The sequence below is a fragment of the Chromobacterium sp. genome, assembly GCF_041912965.1.
GTDB classification, from domain to species: domain Bacteria; phylum Pseudomonadota; class Gammaproteobacteria; order Burkholderiales; family Chromobacteriaceae; genus Chromobacterium; species Chromobacterium aquaticum.
In genome coordinates, this window is record NZ_JAYSGF010000031.1 from 14,092 (window position 1) to 35,496 (window position 21,405).

Below are 21,405 nucleotides of genomic sequence, written 5' to 3' on the forward strand. Positions count from 1 at the left end.
AGGAGCCACCCAATGCAAGACATCCTCCCCAGCTTCATTCAGGTCGGCGAGCTGGCCGACGGCTTCGCGCCGGACAGCCTGGCGCCGCCGCATAGCAAGGAACTGGACGGCAATAATCTGCTGCTGTGCTTCGACGACAACAGCGCCGCCGACTGCCGCTTCGACAGCGAGGGCCGCGCCCACGTCGACATCGTGCGCCCTGGCCTGGCCTCGGCGCTGGCCGAGGTCGACGGTTATCACGCGTCCAATTCGCTGCGCCCCGGCGTCTTCTTCATCGACTTCCGCCACGGTGGCGACGCCCGGCTCTCGCTCAGCCTGGCACTGGACCTCGGACGGCAGCGCTGCACCCTGGTGAGCGGCAGCCTGCCCGACGCCGCCGATGTCAGGCTATCCGCCTTTGAACGCGCCGAGCGCGAGCTGGAACAAAGCGGCGTCGCCGTGAGCTTCGCCCACGGCGCGATCAACCGTCCGGCGACGGAAGCGCCGCCGCCGGGCTGCGGCGCACTGGTGGGCATGCGCAACCGCTACCGCTACAGCCCCACCGAGTGCTACGAGCATATTTACCTGAACGACCATTTCTACGCCTGGCACTGTCTGGAAGGCGTGGAGCAAGGGCTGGCCGACGTCGATCGTTGCCACGGCTTCCAACTGGCGCAAGGGCTTTACCTGTTTGTCTGGCGCGAAAAAATCATTCCCACGCTGGGCGTGCTGCTGATCGACCTGGAGCGGATGCAAACCGACGGCAAGATCTTCGGCTACCAGGGGCGGGACTTCGGCGCCAGCCGCAGCTTCCGCGTGGGCGCGCGGGCCAGCGTCGTCAATGTCGTCCCGGCTCAGCCCGCGGTCTCCGCCGCCAGCCGCGAATAAGCCAGCGTCGGCACATCCACCGCGGTGGCGCCGCCGTCCGCCGCCAGCCAGGCCCCATGCACGATGGCGGCTTCATCGGACAGCAAGAACCGGCACACCGCCGCCACCTCCTCCGGCTCCGCCGGTCGCCGCAGCGGCACATCGGCGCTCACGCGCCGGTAAGCTGCCTTCAGGTCCTCACCATACGCTGCCATTAGCGGCTGCATTTCCAGATCCGCCATCGGCGTGCGCACCCAGCCGGGACAGACCGCGTTGACGCGTACGCCGGCCGGGCCGAAATCCTTGGCCAGCGAGCGGGTCAAGCCCAGCAGCGCATGCTTGGCCGTCACATAGCCGCAGGCCTCCGGCACGGCCGCCAGGCTCGCGATGGAGGCCATCAGCACCATGCTGCCGCGCTGGGCGATCAGGTCCGGCAGGCAGGCGCGCGCTGACACAAAGGCGGTGTCCAGATTTACGCTCAGCGCCGCGCGCCAGGCCGTGTCGTCGGTCGCAAGCGCCGAGCCCATGCCCAGGCCGCCGGCGCAAGCCAGCAGCCCGTCCACTCGCCCCCAGCGCGCGTGGATGCGCGCCAACGCGTCCGTCCAGTGCGCGCCGTCGGCGGCGTCCCCGGCCAGTGCCAGGCCGCCGGTTTCCAGCGCCAGCGCCTGCAGCGGCGGCTCACGCCGGCCGATCAGCGCCACCCTGGCGCCCTGACTGGCGAACGCGCGCGCGCAAGCCGCGCCTATGCCGGAACCCGCCCCGGTAATCACGATCACTTTATTGTGCAAGGACATCGCATTCCCTCCTGATCTCATGCGTGGCGGACACTGTCGCCTCCGCTTTGATTAAGCTATACAATGTTAACTTATTAACTTTACCGAACGCCAGCCCATGCCAAGTCCGCAGAACAGCCAACATCCGCAATTGCCGCAGCGCCTGTTGCTGGCGCGCGAAGCGGTGATGTCCTATTTCCGCCCAGTGCTCAAACACTTCGGCCTGACCGAGCAACAATGGCGGATCTTGCGGCTGTTGGCCGAGAACGGCGAGATGGAAGCCGGCGTCATCGCCCTGCGCGCCTGCATCCACGCGCCCAGCCTGACCGGCATTCTGGTGCGCATGGAAAAGGCTCAGCTGGTGCATCGCGCCCGCGATTGCAACGACAACCGCCGTCTGATCGTCACGCCCACCAGCATGGGCAGAACGCTGACCGAACGCATCCTGCCCTTGACCCACGCCTGCTACCAGCAGATCGAAAACCATTTCAGCGCCGACAAGCTGCACTTGCTGCTCAGCCTGCTGGAGCAACTTGAGCGCCTGCCGCTGCCCGCGCCGCGACCAGCCCCCCAGAATCTGAGACGAGGAGAAAGCCGCTGAGAAAACGGAATGTACTCGTGGTACATCAGCATTTCGAAGCGGTAGTCACCGTGTCACGTTTCACGATGCGCAGCAGATCGCAAACAGGTTCTTAGAACCTCAATTCAACGCCAGCAACACCCGTCGGCAAGCCGCCATGCTGGCCAGCAACGCCAGGCGCTGGATAGGCCCCAGCCGGATATAACGCCGCAAGGGCGGCAGCAGGCACACCACTTCGCTGGCGCCGAAGGGCTCGATCAGCAAGGACCAGCCATCGGCCCCGCCCCGCAGCTCGCAGCGGCGGAAGTCCAGCGGCATCAGCGCGGCGCGCACATCGGCGTCGGCGCGCAAGGCCTGCAATAGCGGCGCCAGCCGTACCGCGTCGCCGGCCAGCAAATCCACGGCGACGCCCTGCCGCCGCCAGGCGCCGCGATGGCGCAGACGGATGCGCGCGGGAACCGGATCGGAAACCGGCAGGCTCAGGCAGAACTCGCAAGCCACCAGATGCGCCATCCAGCCGGCCTCCACCCGCTCCCGCACCAGGAAGGACCAGACGCCGTGCGGAAACGCGAAGCTTTGCTCCGCCGCGGATGCCGCCTCGCCTTCCAAGCCGGGCCAGTCGCTGCGCAGCCGCGCCAGCGTCGCGCCGGGACGGTAGCCGCGCGGCCGCGACCAGGCCTCAACCAGCCGCCGCCACACGTTCCAGCTCCCGCCGCAGCGCTTCGTCCTCCGGCTCGCTCAGTTCCGCGCGCAGTATCTGTTCCAGCGGCACCGGCCGGAAAGGGTTGACCTTCTGCACCAGCACGGTCCAGAGCAGCGCGTACAACAGGGTCAGCCCCAGCATCAGGCCGAAGGGCGCGTAAATGTCGCGCGCCTGCATGCCCGGCGGCGTGATGAAACAGATCGCCAGCACGATGCCCAGCGCCGAACCGATCTGCGGCAGCGGGAACCATGGCGAGCGGTAGGCGCGCGGGAAATCCGGCCGCGTCAGCCGCAGCCGCACGATGGACAGCGTCACCAATAGGTAGGCGACGCCCCAGGAGCAGACCGCGGCCAGCACCAAGGGCATGATGCGCTCCAGATCGCCGCGGATCAGCCAGGCGTGAACACAGGGAATCAGCACCGCCAGCCCAATGCCGCACCACGGCGTCTTGAAGCGCGGATGCAGATAGGCGAAACAGCGCGGCAGCGCGCCGTCCTGCGCCATGCCATACAGAATGCGCGGCAGCGCCGCCATCAGGGTGTTGATCGTCGCCGCGCCGGCCAGCAGCAGGCCTATGCCCAGCCAGATCTTGCCGAACGGCCCCATCACCCGCTCGGCGAAGGCCGGCAGCGCCATCGGCGTGTCCAGCAGCCTGGGGCCCGCCGGCTGGGCCGGGTCCAGCGGCAGATTGGCCACCTGCCGCGTCATCGCCGCGCCGAACAGCAGCATGGCGACGGCCACGCCGCTGAGCCCCAGCTTCAAGGCCCGCGGAATGGCGCGGCCGGAATCGCGCAGCTCCGGCGCCAGCGGCGTCACCAGCTCGGCGCCGACGAACATGAACATCGCCATGCCCACCAGGCTGAGCAGCAGACCGGGATCGCCCCATTGCAGCGGCGCGCCGAACCAGCCGCCCAGATCCACCGCCGGCGCGCGCAGCAGGCCGGCCACGCCAAAGGTGGTCAGCGTCGCCCACATGCCGAAGGTCAACACCACTTCGGCCTCGCCGAACACGGTCACGCCCAAGGCATTCAGCGCGCCGAAGGCGATCACCAGACCCACGCCCACCATCCAGGCGCTGCCGCTTTTTTCCAGCATGGTGTTCAGATGGTCAAAATTCACCAGCGCCATGATGCCGGACAGAATGGTCTCGGCGGTGCCGGCGAACACATGCACCAGCAGATAGGCGGACAAGGTGCCGGCAATGGCCAGGCCGCGGCCCAGGCCGGCGCTGATATAGTCGTAGACCGCGCCGGAAGTCGGCAGCATCGCCGCCGCCTCGGCGAAGGTGGTGGCCTGGGCCAGCATCATCAGATAGGCGATCAGCAGCGCCAGCGCGAACGTACCGCCGGCCATGCCGAAGCCGCTGGTGGCGGTCAGAATCACCGGGCTGGCCATCACCACGCCCACCGCGCTGGCCAAGGCCACCGGGAAACCCACTACGCCGCGGCTCAGGCAGCGGCTCAAGCATTCTTGCATCGACATTGCGTCTCCTCCCTCTCTCTTGTCGCCGCTCCGGCCTTCGCTCTCCGAGAGCCTGTTCAATACCCACCGCGCTCAGTAAAACCTTGCGCGCCAGGCTTTGAACAGGCCCTGACTCCGGCGCAGTGCCGGCGCGGTCAACTCGTCCCCGTTCGGGCCAGCCGGCTCAGGCCTCGGCCAGCCCGGCCTCCAAGGCCTGCGCGATGGCGTCGGCGTGTTCGCGCTGCAACACCAGCGGCGGCGACAGGATGATCTTGCTGCCCACCGGCCGCACCAGCACCCCGGCCTGGCGCGCGATCTCGGCCACCTTGTCGGCATAGCCGCTTTGCGGGTCTATCGGCTCGCGGCTGGCCTTGTCCTTGACCAGGTCCAGCGCCAGCATCAGTCCCTTGCCGCGCACCTCGCCCACCGCCGGATAACGCTCCGCCAGCGGCAGCAGCCTGGCCAGCAGGTAGTCGCCCATTTCCGCCGCCCGGGCCGGCAGATTCTCTTGCTCCACGATGCGCAGATTGGCGATGGCGGCGGCGCAGGCCACCGGATGGCCGGAATAGGTGTAGCCGTGCATGATGGCGCCGCCGAAGTCCTGGTTGGCGGCGAAGGCGTCGGCCACGCGCTGGTTGACCACGGTGGCGCCCAGCGGCACATAGCCGGAGGAAATGCCCTTGGCCAGGCACATCAGGTCCGGCTTCACCCCCCACAGCCGGCTGCCGAACATCGAACCGCTGCGGCCGAAGCCGGTGACGATCTCGTCGGCGATCAGCAGCACGCCGTACTTGTCGCACACCTCGCGCACCCGCGGCCAATAGCTGGCCGGCGGCACGATGACGCCGCCGGCGCCCTGGATGGGCTCGGCGATGAAGGCGGCCACGGTGTCCGGGCTCTGGAACAGGATTTCGCGCTCCAGCATCCGCGCGCAGATCTCCGCCAGTTCCTCCGGGTCCTCGGTGAAGGGATTGCGGTAGGGCCACGGCGTTTCCACATGGAAGCAGCCGGGCAACAGCGGCTCGTAATTGCGGCGGAACACCGTGTTGCCGTTGACCGAGGCGCCGCCGAAGTGAGTGCCGTGATACCCCTGCTTCAGCGCGATGAATTTGACCCGGTCCGGCTGACCCTTGACGCGCCAGTACTGGCGCGCCAGCTTCAGCGCGGTTTCCACCGCGTCCGATCCGCCGCTGCCGAACACCACCCGCGCCATGCCCTCCGGTCGCAGCATCTCCATCAATTGCGCGGACAATTCCTCGGCGCGCGGGTGGGAAATGCCATCGAAAAGCTGGAAATACTCCAACTCGTCCAGCTGGCGGACGATGGCCTGCTTGATCTCGGCGCGGTTGTGGCCGACATTGACGTTCCACAAGCCGGCCACGCCATCCACCAGTTGGCGGCCCTGATCGTCGTACACATGGCAGCCGTCGCCGCGCACGATGCGGATGGGCTGGCGCTGCTTCATCGCGTTGGGGTGCAGCATCGGGTGCCAGAAACGGGCAGTGTCGTAAGACATGTCTTTCTCCTGAATGAAAGTGGAAGCGCGTCCGCGCTCAATGGGCGATGCAGACCGACTTGATCTCGGTGAAGCTCTCCACCGCGCCCTTGCCGAACTCGCGGCCGATGCCGGACTCCTTGTAGCCGCCGAAAGGCAGCCCGGGGTCCAGCGGGATGTGGCTGTTGACCCAGACCGTGCCGGCCTGGATGCGCGGCACGATGTTCAGCGCCGCGCTCAGGTCCTGGGTCCACAGGCTGGCGGTCAGTCCATAACGCGTGTCATTGGCCAGCGCCACCGCCTCGTCCACGCTGTCGAAAGGCACCGCCGCCAATACCGGGCCGAAGATCTCCTCGCGCGCCGCCACATTGTCTGGCGCCACATCCACCAGCAGCGTGGGCTGCACGAAGTAGCCGGGCAGCGCCGCCGCGCCGCCGCCGGTCAAGGCCCTCGCGCCCTGGGCGCGGCTGCGCTCCAGCAGCCGGCACACCGCCTGTTGCTGGCGCTGCGACACCAGCGGATTGACGCGGGCGTTCAAATCCAGTCCCGGCCCCAGCCGCATGCCGGCGATGGCCTCCGCCAGCGCCTCGGTCAGCGCCTGGAACTTGCTGCGATGCACATACAAGCGCGAGGCGGCCGCGCATACCTGGCCCTGATTCAGGAAGGCGCCGAGCAAGGCGCCCTCCGCCGCGCGCTCGATATCGGCGTCGGCCAATACCAGCATCGGATTCTTGCCGCCCAGCTCCAGCCCCAAGCGCGTCATATTGTCCAGCGCGGCGTGGCCGACGGTCTTGCCCACCTCGGTGGAGCCGGTGAAACTGACCTTGCCCACCAGCGGATGACCGGCCAGCGCCTGGCCGACGCTGGCTCCAGGCCCGGTCACCACATTCACCACCCCCGGCGGCACCCCGGCCTGCTGCACCAGCTCCGCCAGCCGCAGCGCGGTCAACGGCGTTTCGCTGGCCGGTTTCAACACCACCGAGCAACCAGCGGCCAAGGCCGGCACCAGCTTCCAAACCGCGATCATCAAAGGGAAATTCCACGGCACGATGCCGACGGCCACGCCTATCGGCTCGCGCCGGGTGAACGCGGTGAAGCGCGCGCCCGGCGGCGCCGGAATCGACACCTCCATGGTTTCGCCGGTGATCTTGGTGGCCCAGCCGGCCATGTAGCGGACGAACTCGATGGAACCGCCGACCTCGATTGCCCGCGCCAGCTGGATGGACTTGCCCTGGTTCAGGGTTTCCAACTGCGCCAGTTCCTCAGCGTGTGCTTCCAGCAAGTCCGCCAGCCGCAGCAGGATGCGTTCGCGCTCGGCCGGCCGCAGCCCGGACCAGGCGCCGCTGGCAAAAGTGCGCTGCGCGCTCTGCACCGCCGCGTCCGCGTCGGCGGCGTCGCCGGCCGCAACGCTGGCGATCACCGCGCCGCTGGCCGGGTTGCGCACCTCGCTGCGCCGTCCCGACAGCGCCGGCCGCGACCCGCCGTCAATCCACAAGCCGTGCTCGCGCTGCAGAAAGTCCTGCACCGCCGCCAGCACCGGCACCAGTTGCTGATCCATGCTCGTCTCCTTGGTTTACCCAGCCTGCCGCCGCTCAATCCCGGACGGCGATGGCCCAATATACGCATGGGCGCCGCGGCGGCTGATCCCAAATCGGCAAAGCGCAAAGCCCGCTCCGCGCATTGCGGCGCAGCATGTCGCGCATGGGAAACACCAAGCAAAAACAATGATTAAGCACCCATTCTCAACTGGACATTTCGATTTCAATAACATATTAATCATCTGATAATCGACAGACGGAACCAGCGGCGGACATTCCGCCGCCACAGCAAAAACCGTCTCATCCACCGGAGAAGACAGATGATTGCCGCAGCCAGTTGTTTCGACGACGCCCACCTGCACGCCGAGGCCCTGCCCGGCTGGCAGCAGCTGTACAGCCAGATCAGCGGCGGCCGCTTCCAGAGCGCGCTGAGCCGCCTATGCGCGGCGCGCCTGGACGTGTTCCGCGAAAGCTTCAACCAGCGCGTGGTGCAGCAGGGGCGCGCGCCCGGCGGCATGGCGCATTTCGCGATACCGATACAAGCGCCGTCGCCGCTGAGCCTGCAAGGCGTGGCCGTGCCCAGCGACGCGCTGATGGTGCTGCGCGGCGGCGAGGACTTCGTGTTCCACCTGCCGCCCGGCGCGGACTCCATCCAGGTATCCCTGCCTTATGAGGATTTGGCCGAGCTGACGCCGGAATTGTGCGCCGTCGTGCGCGAGGCGCGCGGCAAGACGCCGGTGTTCACCGCGCGCCCGGATGCGCTGCAGGCCCTGCGCGCGCTATTGACCGGCCTGTTCGAGCAAGCGCGGCGGCGGCCGGAATTGCTGGACTTCGCCGGCAATCAGAAAGTGATCCGACACCAGTTGCTGGGCCTGCTGCAAGAGGCGCTGGCCGACGGCGGGCTGCGCGAGCGCCGCGACGACCTCACTTACGCCACGCATTGCGACATCGTGCGGCGCAGCCAGGCGCTGGCGCTGGCCAAGCCGGACGAACCGGTGACGGTGCTGGAGCTGTGCAGCCGCCTGCGCGTCAGCCGCCGCACGCTGCAAAACAGCTTCCAGCGGGTGGCCGCCACCACGCCGGTGGATTATCTGCGCTCGATCCGCCTCAACGCGGTGCGCCGCCAATTGCTGCAGGCCGGCCCCGGCCGCAGCGTGCGCGAAGCGGCCGGCAACTGGGGCTTTTATCATCTGGGCCATTTCGCCAGCGACTATCGCAAGCTGTTCGGCGAATTGCCCTCCCATACGCTGGAGCGCGGCCAGGCCCACCAGGCGGCGCCGCGCGCCGCTCACGCATGGCCGGTCCGGTAGCCACTGGGCGTCAGCCCGGTCTGCCGCAGGAAGAAACGCGAGAAATACGCCGGGTCCTTGAAGCCCAGTTCGTAGGCGATCGCATGCACCGACGCATTGGAGAAGATCAGCAGGCGCTTGGCCTCCAGCAGCAGCCGCTCATAGACCAGCTGCTTGGATGACAGGTCCGCCAGCCGGCGACAGATGTCGTTCAGTCGCGCCGCGCCGACGCCCAGTTCCGCCGCGTAGCGCTCCAGCCCCCAGTGCTCGCGGTAACGCGCGTCGATCAAGGCGTTGAAACGGTGATACAGCTGCAAATCGCCGCGCGGCGCGCGGCGACGCCCGCCGTCCGGCCGCGGCTGCTGAGCCAGCCTCTGCACGTCGATCAGGATCAATTGCGCCAGCGCCCGCTGCGCCAGCCCACCGCCCGGACGCCGCGCCATGCCCTCCTGTTGCAGCTGGGCCAGCCGCTGCGGCAGCCGCCCGCCTATCTCCGCCGCCGCCGGCACAGCGGCCAGCTCCACGCTGAACGGCGCGTCCAGCGCCGGCAGCCCCGCCTCCGCCAGCCAGTCATGCGCCAGCTCCTGGCGCAGGGTCAGCACATGGCCGTCGGCGTCGGCGCCGGTGATGAAGGCGTGCGGCACCGTCGGCGGCGTCAGGAACAATAGCGGCGCCCGCGCCTGGTAGTGCACCTCCTCCAGGTAGAGCCGGATATCGCCACTGGCCAGATAGTGCAGCTGAAGGCAGCGATCGTGCCGGTGCACCGGCATGTTGCGGCCGAAGAAAGCCGCCAGCCGGCCAAAGGACTCGCAATGGATGTCGACGGATTCGCACGGGCTGTCGTAAGCCTTGCCGATGTCGATATTCGGTATCCGCGCGCCGGCATCGCGCTGGCTTTTGCCCATCTCATGCCTCCTTGTGACTTTTTCGCCATAGTCCCAGCCGCGGGCGCCAATCGCGCCGAATCAGGCTGGCGGCATGGCCTCGCATGCCCTTTGGCCCTTGACCGCGCCGCGCGCTCCAGGTTTCCGTCCGGGTGTTATCCGCAGTGCAACATCGATAAGCATTGACAGGCCGCTGTCATCGCCGCTATAAACTTTAACATATTAATGAATATTTTAATCAGCGTGCTTCCACTTCAATAACAAGGAGTTAAAAAATGCCATTGGCCAGTCTTGCCATGGAGCAGCGCCCCGCCGCAGTATATGGCGCGGCGCTTAACCACCGGCGCTTGCAACAGGCGCTGGCGGCGGATTTTGAACAGCCGCCCTACCAAGGTCCGCCGCGGGCGCCGGTATTGTTCGTCAAGCCGCACAACACCCTCAGCGCCGCCGGCTCGCCCATTCCCTGCCCCGCAAGCGACGCCGTCTATGCCGGCGGCGCGCTGGCGGTACGCATCGCCCGCGACGCCTGCCGCGTGAACGCGGCCGACGCGCTGTCCCATGTCGGCGGCTACGCGGTGGTCAACGAAGTCAGCCTGGCGGAAACCAGCTTCTACCGGCCGGCGATCCAGGCCAAGTGCCGCGATGGCTTCTGCCCGATCGGCCCCGAGGCCGGCCCCGACGCGATCGATCCGCAGCGGGTGCAGGTGCGCACCTATGTCAACGGCGCGCTGGTGGAAACCAATGACAGCGCCGACTGGCTGCGCGGCGTCGCCCAACTGATCGCCGACGTCAGCCAGTTCCTCACCCTCTACGCCGGCGATCTGCTGATCGTGGCCACGCCTCCGCGCGGCGCGCGGCTGCGTCCCGGCGACACCGTGGCGGTGGAGATAGACGGCATAGGCCGCCTGGAAAACATCGTCACCTCCGAGGAGGAACCGCGATGAAACACGCCCGCATCCGTTACCAGGGCCAGATCTGGCGCGCGCAAGCCGACGCCGACGGCGCGCTCTTGCTGCCGGACGGCCGCCGCCTGGGCGAGACCGAGGTGGAATGGCTGCCGCCCTGCCATGGCACCCTGTTCGCGCTGGGCCTCAACTACGCCGACCACGCCGCGGAACTGGACTTCAAGCCGCCCAGCGAGCCGCTGGTGTTCCTGAAGACGCCCGCCACGCTGACCGGCCATCGCCAATATTCGATGCGCCCGGACAATGTTGAATATATGCACTACGAGTGCGAATTGGTGGCGGTGATAGGCAAGACCGCGCGCAAGGTGGGCCGAGCCCAGGCAATGGACTATGTGGCCGGCTACACCGTGTGCAACGACTACGCGGTGCGCGACTATCTGGAAAACTACTACCGGCCGAATCTACGGGTGAAGAACCGCGACGGCCTGACCCCCATCGGCCCCTGGCTGGTGGACCGCGACGAGGTACCCGATCCGCACAGCCTGGAGCTGGCCACCCATGTCAACGGCCGCCGGGTCCAGAGCGGCAATACCCGCGACATGGTGTTCGACATCCCCCACCTGATCGAATACCTGTCCGCCTTCATGACGCTGCAGCCGGGCGACATGATCGCCACCGGCACGCCCCAAGGCCTGTCCGACGTGCGCCCCGGCGACGAAGTCGTCGTGGAAGTCGAGGGCGTCGGGCGGCTGCTCAATCACATCGTCAGCGAAGCGGACTGGCTTGCCCGCCAGGCCGCAATCAAGGAGCCAGCATGATCAAGCACTGGATAGACGGCCGCGAAGTGGCCAGTCAGCACAGCTTCACCAATTACAATCCGGCCACCGGCGCCGCCATTTGCGAAGTGGCCGCAGGTGGCGCCGCGGAAGTGAACCTGGCGGTGGCCGCCGCCAAGGCCGCCTTTCCCAAGTGGGCGGCCACCCCGGCCAAGGAACGCGCGCGGCTGATGCGCAAGCTGGGCGAGCTGATCCAGCGCGAAGTGCCGCTGCTGGCGGAACTGGAAACCCTGGACACCGGCCTGCCCATCCACCAGACCCGCAATGTGCTGATCCCGCGCGCCTCGCACAATTTCGACTTCTTCGCCGAAGTCTGCACCCGCATGAACGGCCACAGTTATCCGGTGGACGAGCAGATGCTGAACTACACGCTGTACCAGCCGGTGGGCGTGTGCGCGCTGGTGTCGCCGTGGAACGTGCCCTTCATGACCGCCACCTGGAAGACCGCGCCCTGCCTGGCGCTGGGCAATACCGCGGTGCTGAAGATGTCCGAGCTATCCCCGCTGACCGCCAATGAACTGGGCCGGCTGGCGCTGGAAGCCGGCATTCCGCCCGGCGTGTTCAACGTGGTGCAGGGCTATGGCGCCGACGCCGGCGAGGCGCTGGTGCGCCATCCGGACGTGCGCGCGGTGTCCTTCACCGGCGGCACCACCACCGGACAGCGCATCATGCAGAACGCCGGGCTGAAGAAATACTCGATGGAGCTGGGCGGCAAATCGCCGGTGCTGGTGTTCGACGACGCCGACTTCGATCGCGCGCTGGACGCGGCGCTGTTCACCATCTTCTCCCTCAATGGCGAGCGCTGTACCGCCGGCAGCCGCATCTTCGTGCAGAACGGCATCTACGACCGCTTCGTCGCGGAATTCGCCGCCCGCGCCCAGCGGCTGATCGTCGGCGATCCGCAAAACCCCGACACCCAGGTGGGCGCCATGATCTCCCGCCAGCACTACGACAAGGTCACCGGCTATATCCGCATGGGCCTGGAAGAAGGCGCGCGGCTGGTGGCCGGTGGCCTGGAACGCCCGGCCGGCCTGGCGGACACGCTGGCCGCCGGCAACTTCATCCGCCCCACCGTGTTCGCCGATGTCGACAACCGCATGCGCATCGCCCAGGAGGAAATCTTCGGCCCGGTGGCCTGCCTGCTGCGCTTTGACGACGAGGCCGACGCGCTGCGCCTGGCCAACGACATCGACTACGGCCTGGCGTCCTATGTCTGGACCCAGGACATCGGCAAGGCGCACCGGCTGGCGCGCGGCATCGAGGCCGGCATGGTCTTCATCAACAGCCAGAACGTGCGCGATCTGCGCCAGCCCTTCGGCGGCGTCAAGGCCTCCGGCGTCGGCCGCGAAGGCGGTGAATACAGCTTCGAGGCCTTTGCCGAGGTGAAGAACGTCTGCGTCTCCATGGGCGGCCACTTCATTCCGCGCTGGGGCGCGGAGCAAGCCTGACGCGGCGCCGGAGCCAAGGCCGCGCAGACGGCCGGCCCGGCGCGACACCAAACCCAGCAGCGAGACTGCGCCGGCCCGCGGCCAGTCGCACCGAGGAGAATGCAATGGGAACCCTAGCCCTGGCGGCCAAGATCACTCACGTGCCGTCCATGTATTTGTCGGAACTGCCCGGCCCGCATCAAGGCTGCCGCCAGGCGGCGATAGACGGCCACAAGGAGATCAGCCGCCGCTGCCGCGAACTGGGCGTGGACACCATCGTGGTGTTCGACACCCACTGGCTGGTCAATTCCGGCTACCACGTCAACTGCGCGCCGGCTTTCGAAGGCGTATACACCAGCAACGAGCTGCCGCACTTCATCAAGAACATGCCCTACGCCTACCCGGGCAACCCCGCGCTGGGCAAGCTGCTGGCCGAGGCCGCCACCGCCGCCGGCGTGCACACCCGCGCCCACGACGCCACCACGCTGGCGCTGGAATACGGCACCTTGGTGCCGATGCGCTATATGAACGCCGACCAGCACTTCAAGGTGGTGTCGGTGGCCGCGCTGTGCACGGTGCACGACCTGGCCGACAGCGCGCGGCTGGGCGCGGCGATGCGCGAGGCGGTGGAGCGCGATTACGACGGCCGCGTCGCCTTTTTCGCCAGCGGCTCGCTATCGCACCGCTTCGCCCAGAACGGCACCGCCGACCAATACCTGCACAAGCCCTGGAGCCCCTTCCTCGAGAGCATGGACCAGGAAGTGGTGGAAATGTGGCGGCGCGGCGACTGGCAGACCTTCTGCCGCATGCTGCCGGAGTACGCCGAGAAGTGCCACGGCGAGGGCTTCATGCACGACACCGCGATGCTGCTGGGCGCGCTGGGCTGGGACGGCTACCGCGGCCGCGCCGAAATCATCACCCCCTATTTCGGCAGCTCCGGCACCGGCCAGATCAATGTGGTGCTGCCGGTGGAGCCGCAAGGAGAGCGCCATGCCGCACTTCACCGTTGAATGCACCGACAACCTGCGCGAGCAGGCCGACCTGCCCGGCCTGTTCCGCCAGGTGCACGACTGCCTGGCCGCCAGCGGCCTGTATCCGCTGGCCGGCATCCGCAGCCGCGCCCACTGGCTGGACACCTGGCGCATGGCCGACGGCGAAGCCGACTACGCCTTCGTCCACTGTCGGCTGCAGATCGGCAGCGGCCGCAGCGAGACGCAGCGCCGCGCCACCGCCGAACAGGTATTCGCGCTGATCCAGCGCCACTTCGAGCCGCTGTTCGCCCAGCGCTACCTGGCGCTCAGCTTCGAACTGACCGAGCTGTCCGCCACGCTCAACTTCAAGCACAACAATGTGCATCAACGCTTCCGCCAGCCCTCCTGAGGACCCCGCATGCTGAGCCAAGACCAGATCCGCGGCATCGCCTGCCGCCTGCACGACGCCGAGCGCGAGCGCCGGCAGATCCGCCAGATCTCGCTGGACCACCCCGACATCACCATCGAGGACGCCTACGCCATCCAACGCTGCTGGGTGGACCTCAAGCTGGCGGAAGGCCGCAAGCTCAAGGGCCACAAGATAGGCCTGACCTCGCGCGCGATGCAGATGTCCTCGCAGATAGACGAACCCGACTACGGCGCGCTGCTGGACGATATGTTCTTCCACGACGGCGCCGATATTCCGGTGTCGCGCTTCATCGTGCCGCGGGTGGAAGTGGAACTGGCCTTCATCCTGGGCCGGCCGCTGTCCGGCCCCGGCGCCACGCTGTTCGACGTCTACGACGCCACCGAATACGTGATTCCGGCGCTGGAAATCATCGACGCGCGCAGCCAGTCCATAGACCCGGACAGCCAGCGCCCGCGCAAGGTGTTCGACACCATAGCGGACAACGCCGCCAACGCCGGCGTGGTGCTGGGCGGCCGCCCTATCCGCCCGCGCGAGCTGGACCTGCGCTGGGTGGCCGCATTGATGTACCGCAACGGCGTGATCGAGGAATCCGGCGTCGCCGCCGCGGTGCTGAACCACCCGGCCAACGGCGTGGCCTGGCTGGCCAACAAGCTCGCGCCCTTCGACGTCGAACTCAAGGCCGGCCAGGTGATCCTGGCCGGCTCCTTCACCCGGCCGGTGCCGGCGCGCGCCGGCGACACCTTCCACGTCGACTACGGCCCGCTGGGCGCGATCAGTTGCCGCTTCGTCTGAACCCGCTCGAGGAACCGCCATGCAACTCCCCGCCAACCCCTTCAAGGCCGCGCTGCGCGACGGCCGCAGCCAGATCGGCCTGTGGCTGGGCCTGGCCAGCCCCTACAGCGCCGAGCTGCTGGCCGGCGCCGGCTTCGACTGGCTGCTGATAGACGGCGAACACGCGCCCAATGAGCTGAACGATGTGCTGCTGCAACTGCAGGCCATCGCTCCCTATCCCTGCCACCCGGTGGTGCGCGCCGCCAGCAACGACCCGGTGCGCATCAAGCAATTGCTGGATATCGGCGCGCAAACGCTGATGCTGCCCATGGTGCAAAGCGCGGCGGACGCCGCGCAGGCGGTAGCGGCCACCCGTTATCCGCCGCGCGGCATCCGCGGCGTGGGCAGCGCGCTGGCGCGCGCCTCGCGCTGGAACCGCGTGCCGGACTACCTGACGCGTGCCGACAGCGAAATCTGCGTGCTGGTCCAGGTGGAAACCCGGCGCGGTCTGGCCGAGCTGGACGCCATCGCCGCCACCGACGGCGTGGACGGCGTGTTCATCGGCCCGGCCGACCTCGCCGCCGACATGGGCCATCCCGGCCGGCCCGACCACCCGAACGTGCGCGCGGCGATAGACGACGCCATAGTCCGCATCCAGCGTCACGGCAAGGCCGCCGGCATCCTGATGGCCGACGAGGCCCAGGCGCGCCGCCTGCTCGAACTGGGCGCCCGCTTCGTCGCCGTCGGCGTCGACACCACCTTGCTGGCGCGCCGCGCCGAAGCGCTGGCCGCCGCCTTCACACCGGCGGCGGCCCCGCCGGACGGTTCCAGCTACTGAACCACGGCGCGGCGACCACACAATAACAAGGCGCCGCGCTCCGCCGCCAGTCGGCACCACCCCGAGGAGAACGCAAGATGAAGCATCCCCACCCCGGCGCGCCCGCCAATGCGCGCAAAGTCGCCTACGCCACCGTGATCGGCACCGCCATCGAGTGGTACGACTTCTTCATTTACGCCAGCGCCGCCGGGCTGGTGTTCAACAAATTGTTCTTCGCCCCGGCCGGAGAGCAGTTCGCCACTCTGATCGCCTTCGCCTCCGTCGGCGTCAGCTTTCTGTTCCGCCCATTGGGCGCCTTTCTCGCCGGCCATTACGGCGACCGGCTGGGCCGGCGCGCGATGCTGGTGCTGACCCTGGTGCTGATGGGCGCCTCCACCGCGCTGATCGGACTGCTGCCCACCTATGACAGCGCCGGCCTGCTGGCGCCGCTGGCGCTGATCCTGTTGCGCGTGCTGCAAGGCATCTCCGCCGGCGGCGAATGGGGTGGCGCGGTGCTGATGGCGGTGGAACACGCGCCGCCCGGCCAGCGCGGCCGCTACGGCGCCTTTCCGCAGATAGGCGTGCCGCTGGGCCTGCTGCTGGCCTCGGGCGTGTTCGCGCTGATGAGCGGGGTGGTGTCCCCCGGCGACGCCTTCCTGGAATGGGGCTGGCGCGTGCCCTTCCTGTTCAGCGTGGTGCTGCTGTTCATCGGCCAATGGGTGCGCCGCTCGGTGGAGGAAAGCCCGGTATTCGAGGAAATCAAGGCGCGCAAGGCCGGTTCGCGCACCCCGGTGCTGGACCTGTTCCGCCATCACGCGCCGCTGGTGCTGCTGGCCGCGCTGGTGTTCGCCGGCAATAGCGCCGTCGGTTACATGACCACCGGCGGCTTCATCCAGAACTACACCACCGACCCGGCCGGCGCGCTGCGCCTGGAGCGCACCCCGGTGTTGCTAGCCGTCGCCTTCGCCTCCGCCTGCTGGATGGCCTTCACCTGGCTGGCCGGCGTCTGGTCGGATCGCATCGGCCGCCGCCGCGTCTACATCATCGGCTTCGGCGTGCAGTTGGCCGGCGTGCTGCTGTTGTTCCCGCTGGTGAACAGCGCCAGCCTGCCGGCGGTACTGCTGGCGCTGTGCCTGTTGTCGGTGGGCACCGGCCTGACCTATGGCGCGCAATCGGCGTTCTACGCCGAGCTGTTCCCCGCCTCGGTGCGCTTCTCCGGCGTATCCATCTCCTACGCGCTGGGCGCGATCCTGGGCGGCGCCTTCGCGCCGATGATAGCCAAGGCGCTGATCGCCCAGACCGGCTCCACCGCCGCTGTGGCCGCCTACCTGAGCGGCATGACGCTGATCGGCCTGGCCGCCGTGCTGCTGCTGCGCGACCGCCGCGACATCCCGCTGGGACCGGAACACGAAGCCGAGCAGGCCGCGTCGCCGATACGGCTGCCGCGCGCGCCGGCCACCGATATCCGTGGCGCCGGAATCTCATGAAAAGTACCAGCAATGGCTCGTAAGGTGCATTCCACTGCGCCATAAGGCTACCCATAATGCAAATTCGCTGAAGGTATTCATTATTATGCCGCCCGCCATGGATAGCGGGCCGCTTCAGCGCCATCAAGCACAAAGGAGACCACCATGCGCCATCCCAATCCCCTGCTGGAAACCCTGAGTCCCATCCTGCCCACCATCGCCGCCAACGCGCGCCGGGCGGAAGAAGAACGCACCGTGCCGCCGGAAAACGTCGCCCTGCTGAAAGGCATAGGCTTTCACCGCGCCTTCCAACCCAAGCAATACGGCGGCCTGGAAATCAGCCTGCCCGAGTTCGCCGACTGCGTGGCGACGCTGGCGGGTGCCTGCGCCAGCACCGCCTGGGCGATCAGCCTGCTGGCCACCCACAGCCACCAGATCGCGCTGTTTTCCGCCCAGCTGCAAGAGGAGGTCTGGGGCAGCAATCCGGACGCCACCGCCAGCAGCAGCATCGCGCCGCTGGGCCGGGCCGAAGCCGCGGACGGCGGCGTGCTGCTCAGCGGCGAAATGGGTTGGAGCAGCGGCTGCGATCACGCCGAATGGGCGATACTGGGCTTCCGCCGCCCGGGCGCCGACGGCAGCCCGCAGTACTGCTTCGCGGTGGTGCCGCGCGCGGATTATCAGATCCGCGACGACTGGCACGCCGCCGGCATGCAGGGCAGCGGCACCAAGACCCTGATCGTGCGCGACGTCTTCGTGCCGGAACACCGCATCGAGGCCGCCAAGGACATGATGGAAGGCCGCTCCGCCGGCTTCGGTCTGTACCCGGACAGCAAGATTTTCTACGCGCCCTACCGCCCCTATTTCGCCAGCGGCTTCTCCGCGGTCAGCCTGGGCGTGGCCGAACGCATGCTGCAAGTATTTAAGGAGCGCAGCCGCAATCGCATCCGCGCCTATACCGGCGTCCAGGTCGGCGCCGCCCTGCCCGCCTATATGCGGCTGGCGGAATCCACCCACCAGGTGCTGGCCGCGCGCGCCTTGCTGGAAGCCACCTGGCGCGAACACGCCGAACACGGCGTGGCCAAGCGCTACCCCAACGCTGAGACGCTGGCGTTCTGGCGCACCAACCAGGCCTATGCGGTGAAAATGTGCATCCAGGCGGTGGACCGCTTGTTCGAATCCATGGGCGGCAACTGCTGGCGGCTGGAGAACGAGGCGCAGCGGCTGTTCCGCGACGCGCACATGACCGGCGCCCACGCCTATACCGACTACGACGTCTGCGCGCAGATCCTCGGCCGCTCGCTGCTGGGACTGGAGCCGGACCCGGCCATGGTCTAAGAACCTGTTTACGATCTCGCGAGCTAAGGCGAGACAAGGCGAAAACGAGCGAAAAAGCGGAATGTACTGGTGGTACATGAGCATTTTTAGCTCGGTTTCAACGCCCATTTCTATCCATCCCGCCGACGCGCAGCAGATCGTAAACAGGTTCTAAGAACCTGTTTACGATCTCGCGAGCTAAGGCGAGACAAGGCGGAAACGAGCGAAAAAGCCGAATGTACGAGTGGTACATGAGCACTGAGCTCGGTTTCAACGCCGTATCGCCGACGCGCTGCAGATCGTAAACAGGTCAAAGTCTCGCTCTAGCTCGCGAGATCGTGAACAGGCTTCAAACCGCCCTCTCCGCTCCCCACCCGCGCCGTCCCGGCCTTGCGCCGGGCGGCCCCGAGGACACGCCATGAACGCACCCGCCCCTGCCCACGACGCGCGCGCGCTGCGCCGCGCGCTCGGCAACTTCGCCACCGGCGTCACCGTCGTCACCGCTGCCGCGCCGGACGGCGAACGCGCCGGCGTCACCGCCAACAGCTTCAACTCCGTCTCGCTGGACCCGCCGCTGGTGCTGTGGAGCCTGGACAAGCGCTCGGCCAGCCATCCGGTGTTCGCGCAGGCCAGCCACTTCGTCGTCCACGTGCTGGCCGCCGACCAGATCGAACTGTCCAACCGCTTCGCCCGCGCCGCCGCCGACAAGTTCGCCGGCCTGGAACCGGAGGCCGGGCGCGGCGGCGCGCCGCTGCTGGACGGCTGCGCCGCCCGCTTCCATTGCCGGCTGCACCAGCAGTTGGACGGCGGCGATCACTGGATTCTGTTGGGCCTGGTCGAAGCCTTCGACGACTTCGGCGCCGCGCCGCTGCTCTACCACCAGGGCATGTATGCCGCCGCGCTGCCGCGCAGCCGGCCGGCCACCGCAGCGGAACCGCTGCCGGGCTGGCTGGGCGACAATCTGCTCTACCTGCTGACCCAGGCGCTGCAGGCCTACCAGGCCAGCTATCAGCCGCGCCAGCTCGCCACCGGGCTCAGTAGCGGCGAGGCGCGCATGTTGCTGGTACTGGAGCAGCATTCCGGCCTGGATGCCTGCGCGTTGCAGCGCGAGGTGGCGATGCCGGCGACGGAAATAGAACTGGCCGAAATGGTATTGCTGCGCAAAGGGCTGCTGGCGCGCGGCGACACCGGCCATGAACTGACGGCGCTCGGCCGTGAACAAGCCGCCACGCTGTGGCGCATCGCCAGACAACAGCAGCAAGATATCCAGTCCGGGCTGGACGAGCAGGACCTGGCCGCCTGCAAGCGCGTGCTGCGCGCGCTGATCCAACAAGGCTAAACCCTCCTGCCGGCGCGTCCGCGGCGGTCGAGGCCCGTGGCGCGCCGGGTCGAGACCGCCGCGCGCGGCCCGCCGGACGACAGCCCCTTAGAGCCTGTTCACAGTCTCGCGAGCAAGAGCGAGACAAGGCGAAAACAAGCGAAAAAGCGGAATGTACAAGTGGTACACGGGCATTTTGAGCTTGGTTTCAACGCCCATTTATATCCATCCCGCCGAAGCGCAGCAGACTTTGAACAGGTTCTTAAATCCACATACCGGCCGTCTTCATCCTTTATCAAGGTGACGAGCAGCGGGCGCCGCTCACATTCTTTCCAAAACCCTGTGACCGCGTGGTCAACACGCCGCGCGGCCTGGTCCGTGGAGTGCGGCGACGTCAAGGCGCGCAGTGAAGGTAAGATCGGTTAACAAACCCCTGATACTGCGTTGCGCCGACTTGCCTCTGCCGTGAAACCGACAATATTAGCCGCTCTAATCAGTTTCAGCGCGGCTTGCCTTAAAATTAAACTCCGTGATCAGCATGCCCAGAACAATCAACCCTGCCCCCAATAAATTCAAAGGCGATAACCGATCACCTGCCAGAAAATAAGCAAAAACACCACCAAAAAGCGGTTCCAACACAATGATCAATGCGATTCGATTAGGTGACGAGGCAACCTGGGCCTGGGTCTGCACATAAAAACCGACTGCCGTTCCCAATAGGGCAATAACAAGAATCGCATTAATCGTCTCGCTTCGAAAGGGAAGCGCAAACTCATTCAATGCCAACGACTGCAGCAAGGATAAGCCTCCCACAACCGCGACCTGGACAAAGGCGATATTTAACACCCTCGCTGTTTTGCTGGCCTTGGACAAAATAACAATATGCAAAGCAAATGAAACCGCGCAGAGCACAACCAGCAGATCTCCCCAATGCATGACCAGATTTTTCAAGGTCAGCAAGGCAAGCCCAATCGTCGCCGTGGCTGCGCCGAGTAGCTGACGTTTTTCCGGGCGGGTCTTTAACAGCCAATAAGCAAACAGCGGGGTGAAGACAACGGCTAATCCAGTAATAAAGCTAGCATTGGAGGCGGTGGTGTAAGCCAATCCCTTGGTTTGAAACAAGAAGGCCAAATATAACGCAAGCCCGGCGGCAATACCCCCGCCAATATCCTGCCGAGAGAATCGACTCCCTTTTAGCAACACCACCATCAGCATCACCAGCGCAGCGATGAGAAACCGATAGGCATTAAACGCTGAGTCGCTCAGATAGCGTAGCGCATCATGAATGGCAACAAACGACCATCCCCATAAGGCAGTGACTAAAATCAGCGCGGCTTCCCATCCTTGCCTGTGATTGCATGGATCAAGCTTACTCATGGGTTTTTCTTTCCGACTAAGCAACAATGTGTGGAAGAAATTTGCAATAGGCTAGCAACTTGCTCTTCATCGCGAAAGTTGGGAGCGCTAGGTCTGCGGCAGGCAGCGGTCCCCCGGACTTCATCTCGGAGCGGGAGACGCAGCTGGATTGCGCAGAAATCCCAATCATGCGGAATCTCGATGACGGCGCGGTGAAGAAGAAAG

At 66.8% G+C, this 21,405-nt stretch carries 20 protein-coding genes; 13 read left to right on the forward strand and 7 right to left on the reverse strand.

Annotation, left to right across the window (positions count from 1 at the left end; all coding sequences use genetic code 11):
- The first annotated feature begins 12 nt into the window (after positions 1-12).
- Positions 13-867: a MoaF C-terminal domain-containing protein gene (locus tag ACE3QM_RS16100; RefSeq protein WP_374423284.1), complete on the forward strand. Its 855-nt coding sequence runs from the start codon at positions 13-15 to the stop codon at positions 865-867.
- Here ACE3QM_RS16100 and ACE3QM_RS16105 read toward each other — a convergent pair.
- On the reverse strand, positions 834-1,640 hold the full coding sequence (locus ACE3QM_RS16105) for an SDR family NAD(P)-dependent oxidoreductase (RefSeq protein WP_048409758.1): 807 nt from the start codon (positions 1,638-1,640) through the stop codon (positions 834-836). The two genes, ACE3QM_RS16100 and ACE3QM_RS16105, sit on opposite strands and share 34 nt — an antisense overlap.
- A gap of 97 nt (positions 1,641-1,737) precedes the next feature.
- Here ACE3QM_RS16105 and hpaR point away from each other — a divergent pair, with 97 nt between their 5' ends.
- The gene (gene hpaR, locus ACE3QM_RS16110) at positions 1,738-2,220 is read left to right on the forward strand and encodes a homoprotocatechuate degradation operon regulator HpaR (RefSeq protein ID WP_231463509.1); all 483 of its coding nucleotides are present in this window, start codon (positions 1,738-1,740) and stop codon (positions 2,218-2,220) included.
- A gap of 99 nt (positions 2,221-2,319) precedes the next feature.
- Here hpaR and ACE3QM_RS16115 read toward each other — a convergent pair whose 3' ends face one another.
- The 4 genes from ACE3QM_RS16115 to ACE3QM_RS16130 form a co-directional block, all read right to left on the reverse strand.
- Positions 2,320-2,898, reverse strand: a complete 579-nt coding sequence (locus tag ACE3QM_RS16115) for a DUF3156 family protein (protein WP_374423287.1) — start codon at positions 2,896-2,898, stop codon at positions 2,320-2,322.
- Positions 2,879-4,384: an APC family permease gene (locus tag ACE3QM_RS16120; RefSeq protein WP_374423289.1), complete on the reverse strand. Its 1,506-nt coding sequence runs from the start codon at positions 4,382-4,384 to the stop codon at positions 2,879-2,881. The genes ACE3QM_RS16115 and ACE3QM_RS16120 overlap by 20 nt, the downstream gene beginning before the upstream one ends.
- Before the next feature lie 163 nt (positions 4,385-4,547).
- Complete coding sequence (locus ACE3QM_RS16125; protein ID WP_374423291.1) at positions 4,548-5,879, reverse strand: aspartate aminotransferase family protein; 1,332 nt, start codon at positions 5,877-5,879, stop codon at positions 4,548-4,550.
- A 37-nt stretch (positions 5,880-5,916) separates the two neighbouring features.
- Positions 5,917-7,416 carry an aldehyde dehydrogenase family protein gene (locus ACE3QM_RS16130; protein ID WP_374423293.1) on the reverse strand — a complete coding sequence of 500 codons (1,500 nt, stop codon included), beginning with the start codon at positions 7,414-7,416 and terminating at the stop codon, positions 5,917-5,919.
- 300 nt (positions 7,417-7,716) lie between these two features.
- Here ACE3QM_RS16130 and ACE3QM_RS16135 point away from each other — a divergent pair, with 300 nt between their 5' ends.
- Positions 7,717-8,706, forward strand: a complete 990-nt coding sequence (locus tag ACE3QM_RS16135; RefSeq protein ID WP_374423296.1) for a helix-turn-helix domain-containing protein — start codon at positions 7,717-7,719, stop codon at positions 8,704-8,706.
- Here the strand turns inward: ACE3QM_RS16135 and hpaA are convergent.
- The gene (hpaA, locus tag ACE3QM_RS16140) at positions 8,685-9,590 is read right to left on the reverse strand and encodes a 4-hydroxyphenylacetate catabolism regulatory protein HpaA (protein WP_374423298.1); all 906 of its coding nucleotides are present in this window, start codon (positions 9,588-9,590) and stop codon (positions 8,685-8,687) included. The two genes, ACE3QM_RS16135 and hpaA, sit on opposite strands and share 22 nt — an antisense overlap.
- 254 nt (positions 9,591-9,844) lie before the next feature.
- Here hpaA and ACE3QM_RS16145 point away from each other — a divergent pair, with 254 nt between their 5' ends.
- From ACE3QM_RS16145 to ACE3QM_RS16190, 10 genes are all read left to right on the forward strand, one after another.
- The gene (locus ACE3QM_RS16145; RefSeq protein ID WP_374423300.1) at positions 9,845-10,513 is read left to right on the forward strand and encodes a fumarylacetoacetate hydrolase family protein; all 669 of its coding nucleotides are present in this window, start codon (positions 9,845-9,847) and stop codon (positions 10,511-10,513) included.
- A complete protein-coding gene (locus tag ACE3QM_RS16150; protein ID WP_048409750.1) occupies positions 10,510-11,292 on the forward strand; it encodes a fumarylacetoacetate hydrolase family protein in 783 nt (260 codons plus the stop codon). The genes ACE3QM_RS16145 and ACE3QM_RS16150 overlap by 4 nt, the downstream gene beginning before the upstream one ends.
- Positions 11,289-12,758, forward strand: coding sequence for a 5-carboxymethyl-2-hydroxymuconate semialdehyde dehydrogenase (hpaE, locus tag ACE3QM_RS16155; protein ID WP_374423304.1), 1,470 nt, complete (start codon positions 11,289-11,291; stop codon positions 12,756-12,758). Before ACE3QM_RS16150 ends, hpaE begins: the two co-directional genes overlap by 4 nt.
- Positions 12,759-12,862: 104 nt before the next feature.
- Entirely contained in the window at positions 12,863-13,747 is an 885-nt protein-coding gene (gene hpaD, locus ACE3QM_RS16160) for a 3,4-dihydroxyphenylacetate 2,3-dioxygenase (protein ID WP_374423306.1), read from the forward strand.
- On the forward strand, positions 13,728-14,117 hold the full coding sequence (locus tag ACE3QM_RS16165; protein ID WP_374423308.1) for a 5-carboxymethyl-2-hydroxymuconate Delta-isomerase: 390 nt from the start codon (positions 13,728-13,730) through the stop codon (positions 14,115-14,117). The genes hpaD and ACE3QM_RS16165 overlap by 20 nt, the downstream gene beginning before the upstream one ends.
- A gap of 9 nt (positions 14,118-14,126) precedes the next feature.
- On the forward strand, positions 14,127-14,930 hold the full coding sequence (hpaH, locus tag ACE3QM_RS16170) for a 2-oxo-hept-4-ene-1,7-dioate hydratase (RefSeq protein WP_374423311.1): 804 nt from the start codon (positions 14,127-14,129) through the stop codon (positions 14,928-14,930).
- Between the two features lie 19 nt (positions 14,931-14,949).
- Complete coding sequence (hpaI, locus tag ACE3QM_RS16175) at positions 14,950-15,747, forward strand: 4-hydroxy-2-oxoheptanedioate aldolase (protein ID WP_374423313.1); 798 nt, start codon at positions 14,950-14,952, stop codon at positions 15,745-15,747.
- A 77-nt stretch (positions 15,748-15,824) separates the two neighbouring features.
- Positions 15,825-17,213 (forward strand): MFS transporter, encoded by a 1,389-nt coding sequence (locus ACE3QM_RS16180; RefSeq protein WP_374423315.1) that lies wholly within the window; start codon positions 15,825-15,827, stop codon positions 17,211-17,213.
- Positions 17,214-17,357: 144 nt separating this feature from the next.
- Entirely contained in the window at positions 17,358-18,527 is a 1,170-nt protein-coding gene (locus ACE3QM_RS16185; RefSeq protein ID WP_374423317.1) for a p-hydroxyphenylacetate 3-hydroxylase oxygenase component, read from the forward strand.
- Positions 18,528-18,924: 397 nt separating this feature from the next.
- Positions 18,925-19,845: a p-hydroxyphenylacetate 3-hydroxylase reductase component gene (locus ACE3QM_RS16190; RefSeq protein ID WP_374423319.1), complete on the forward strand. Its 921-nt coding sequence runs from the start codon at positions 18,925-18,927 to the stop codon at positions 19,843-19,845.
- A gap of 468 nt (positions 19,846-20,313) precedes the next feature.
- Here the strand turns inward: ACE3QM_RS16190 and ACE3QM_RS16195 are convergent, their stop codons facing one another.
- On the reverse strand, positions 20,314-21,201 hold the full coding sequence (locus ACE3QM_RS16195; protein ID WP_374423321.1) for a DMT family transporter: 888 nt from the start codon (positions 21,199-21,201) through the stop codon (positions 20,314-20,316).
- Between the last annotated feature and the right edge of the window lie 204 nt (positions 21,202-21,405).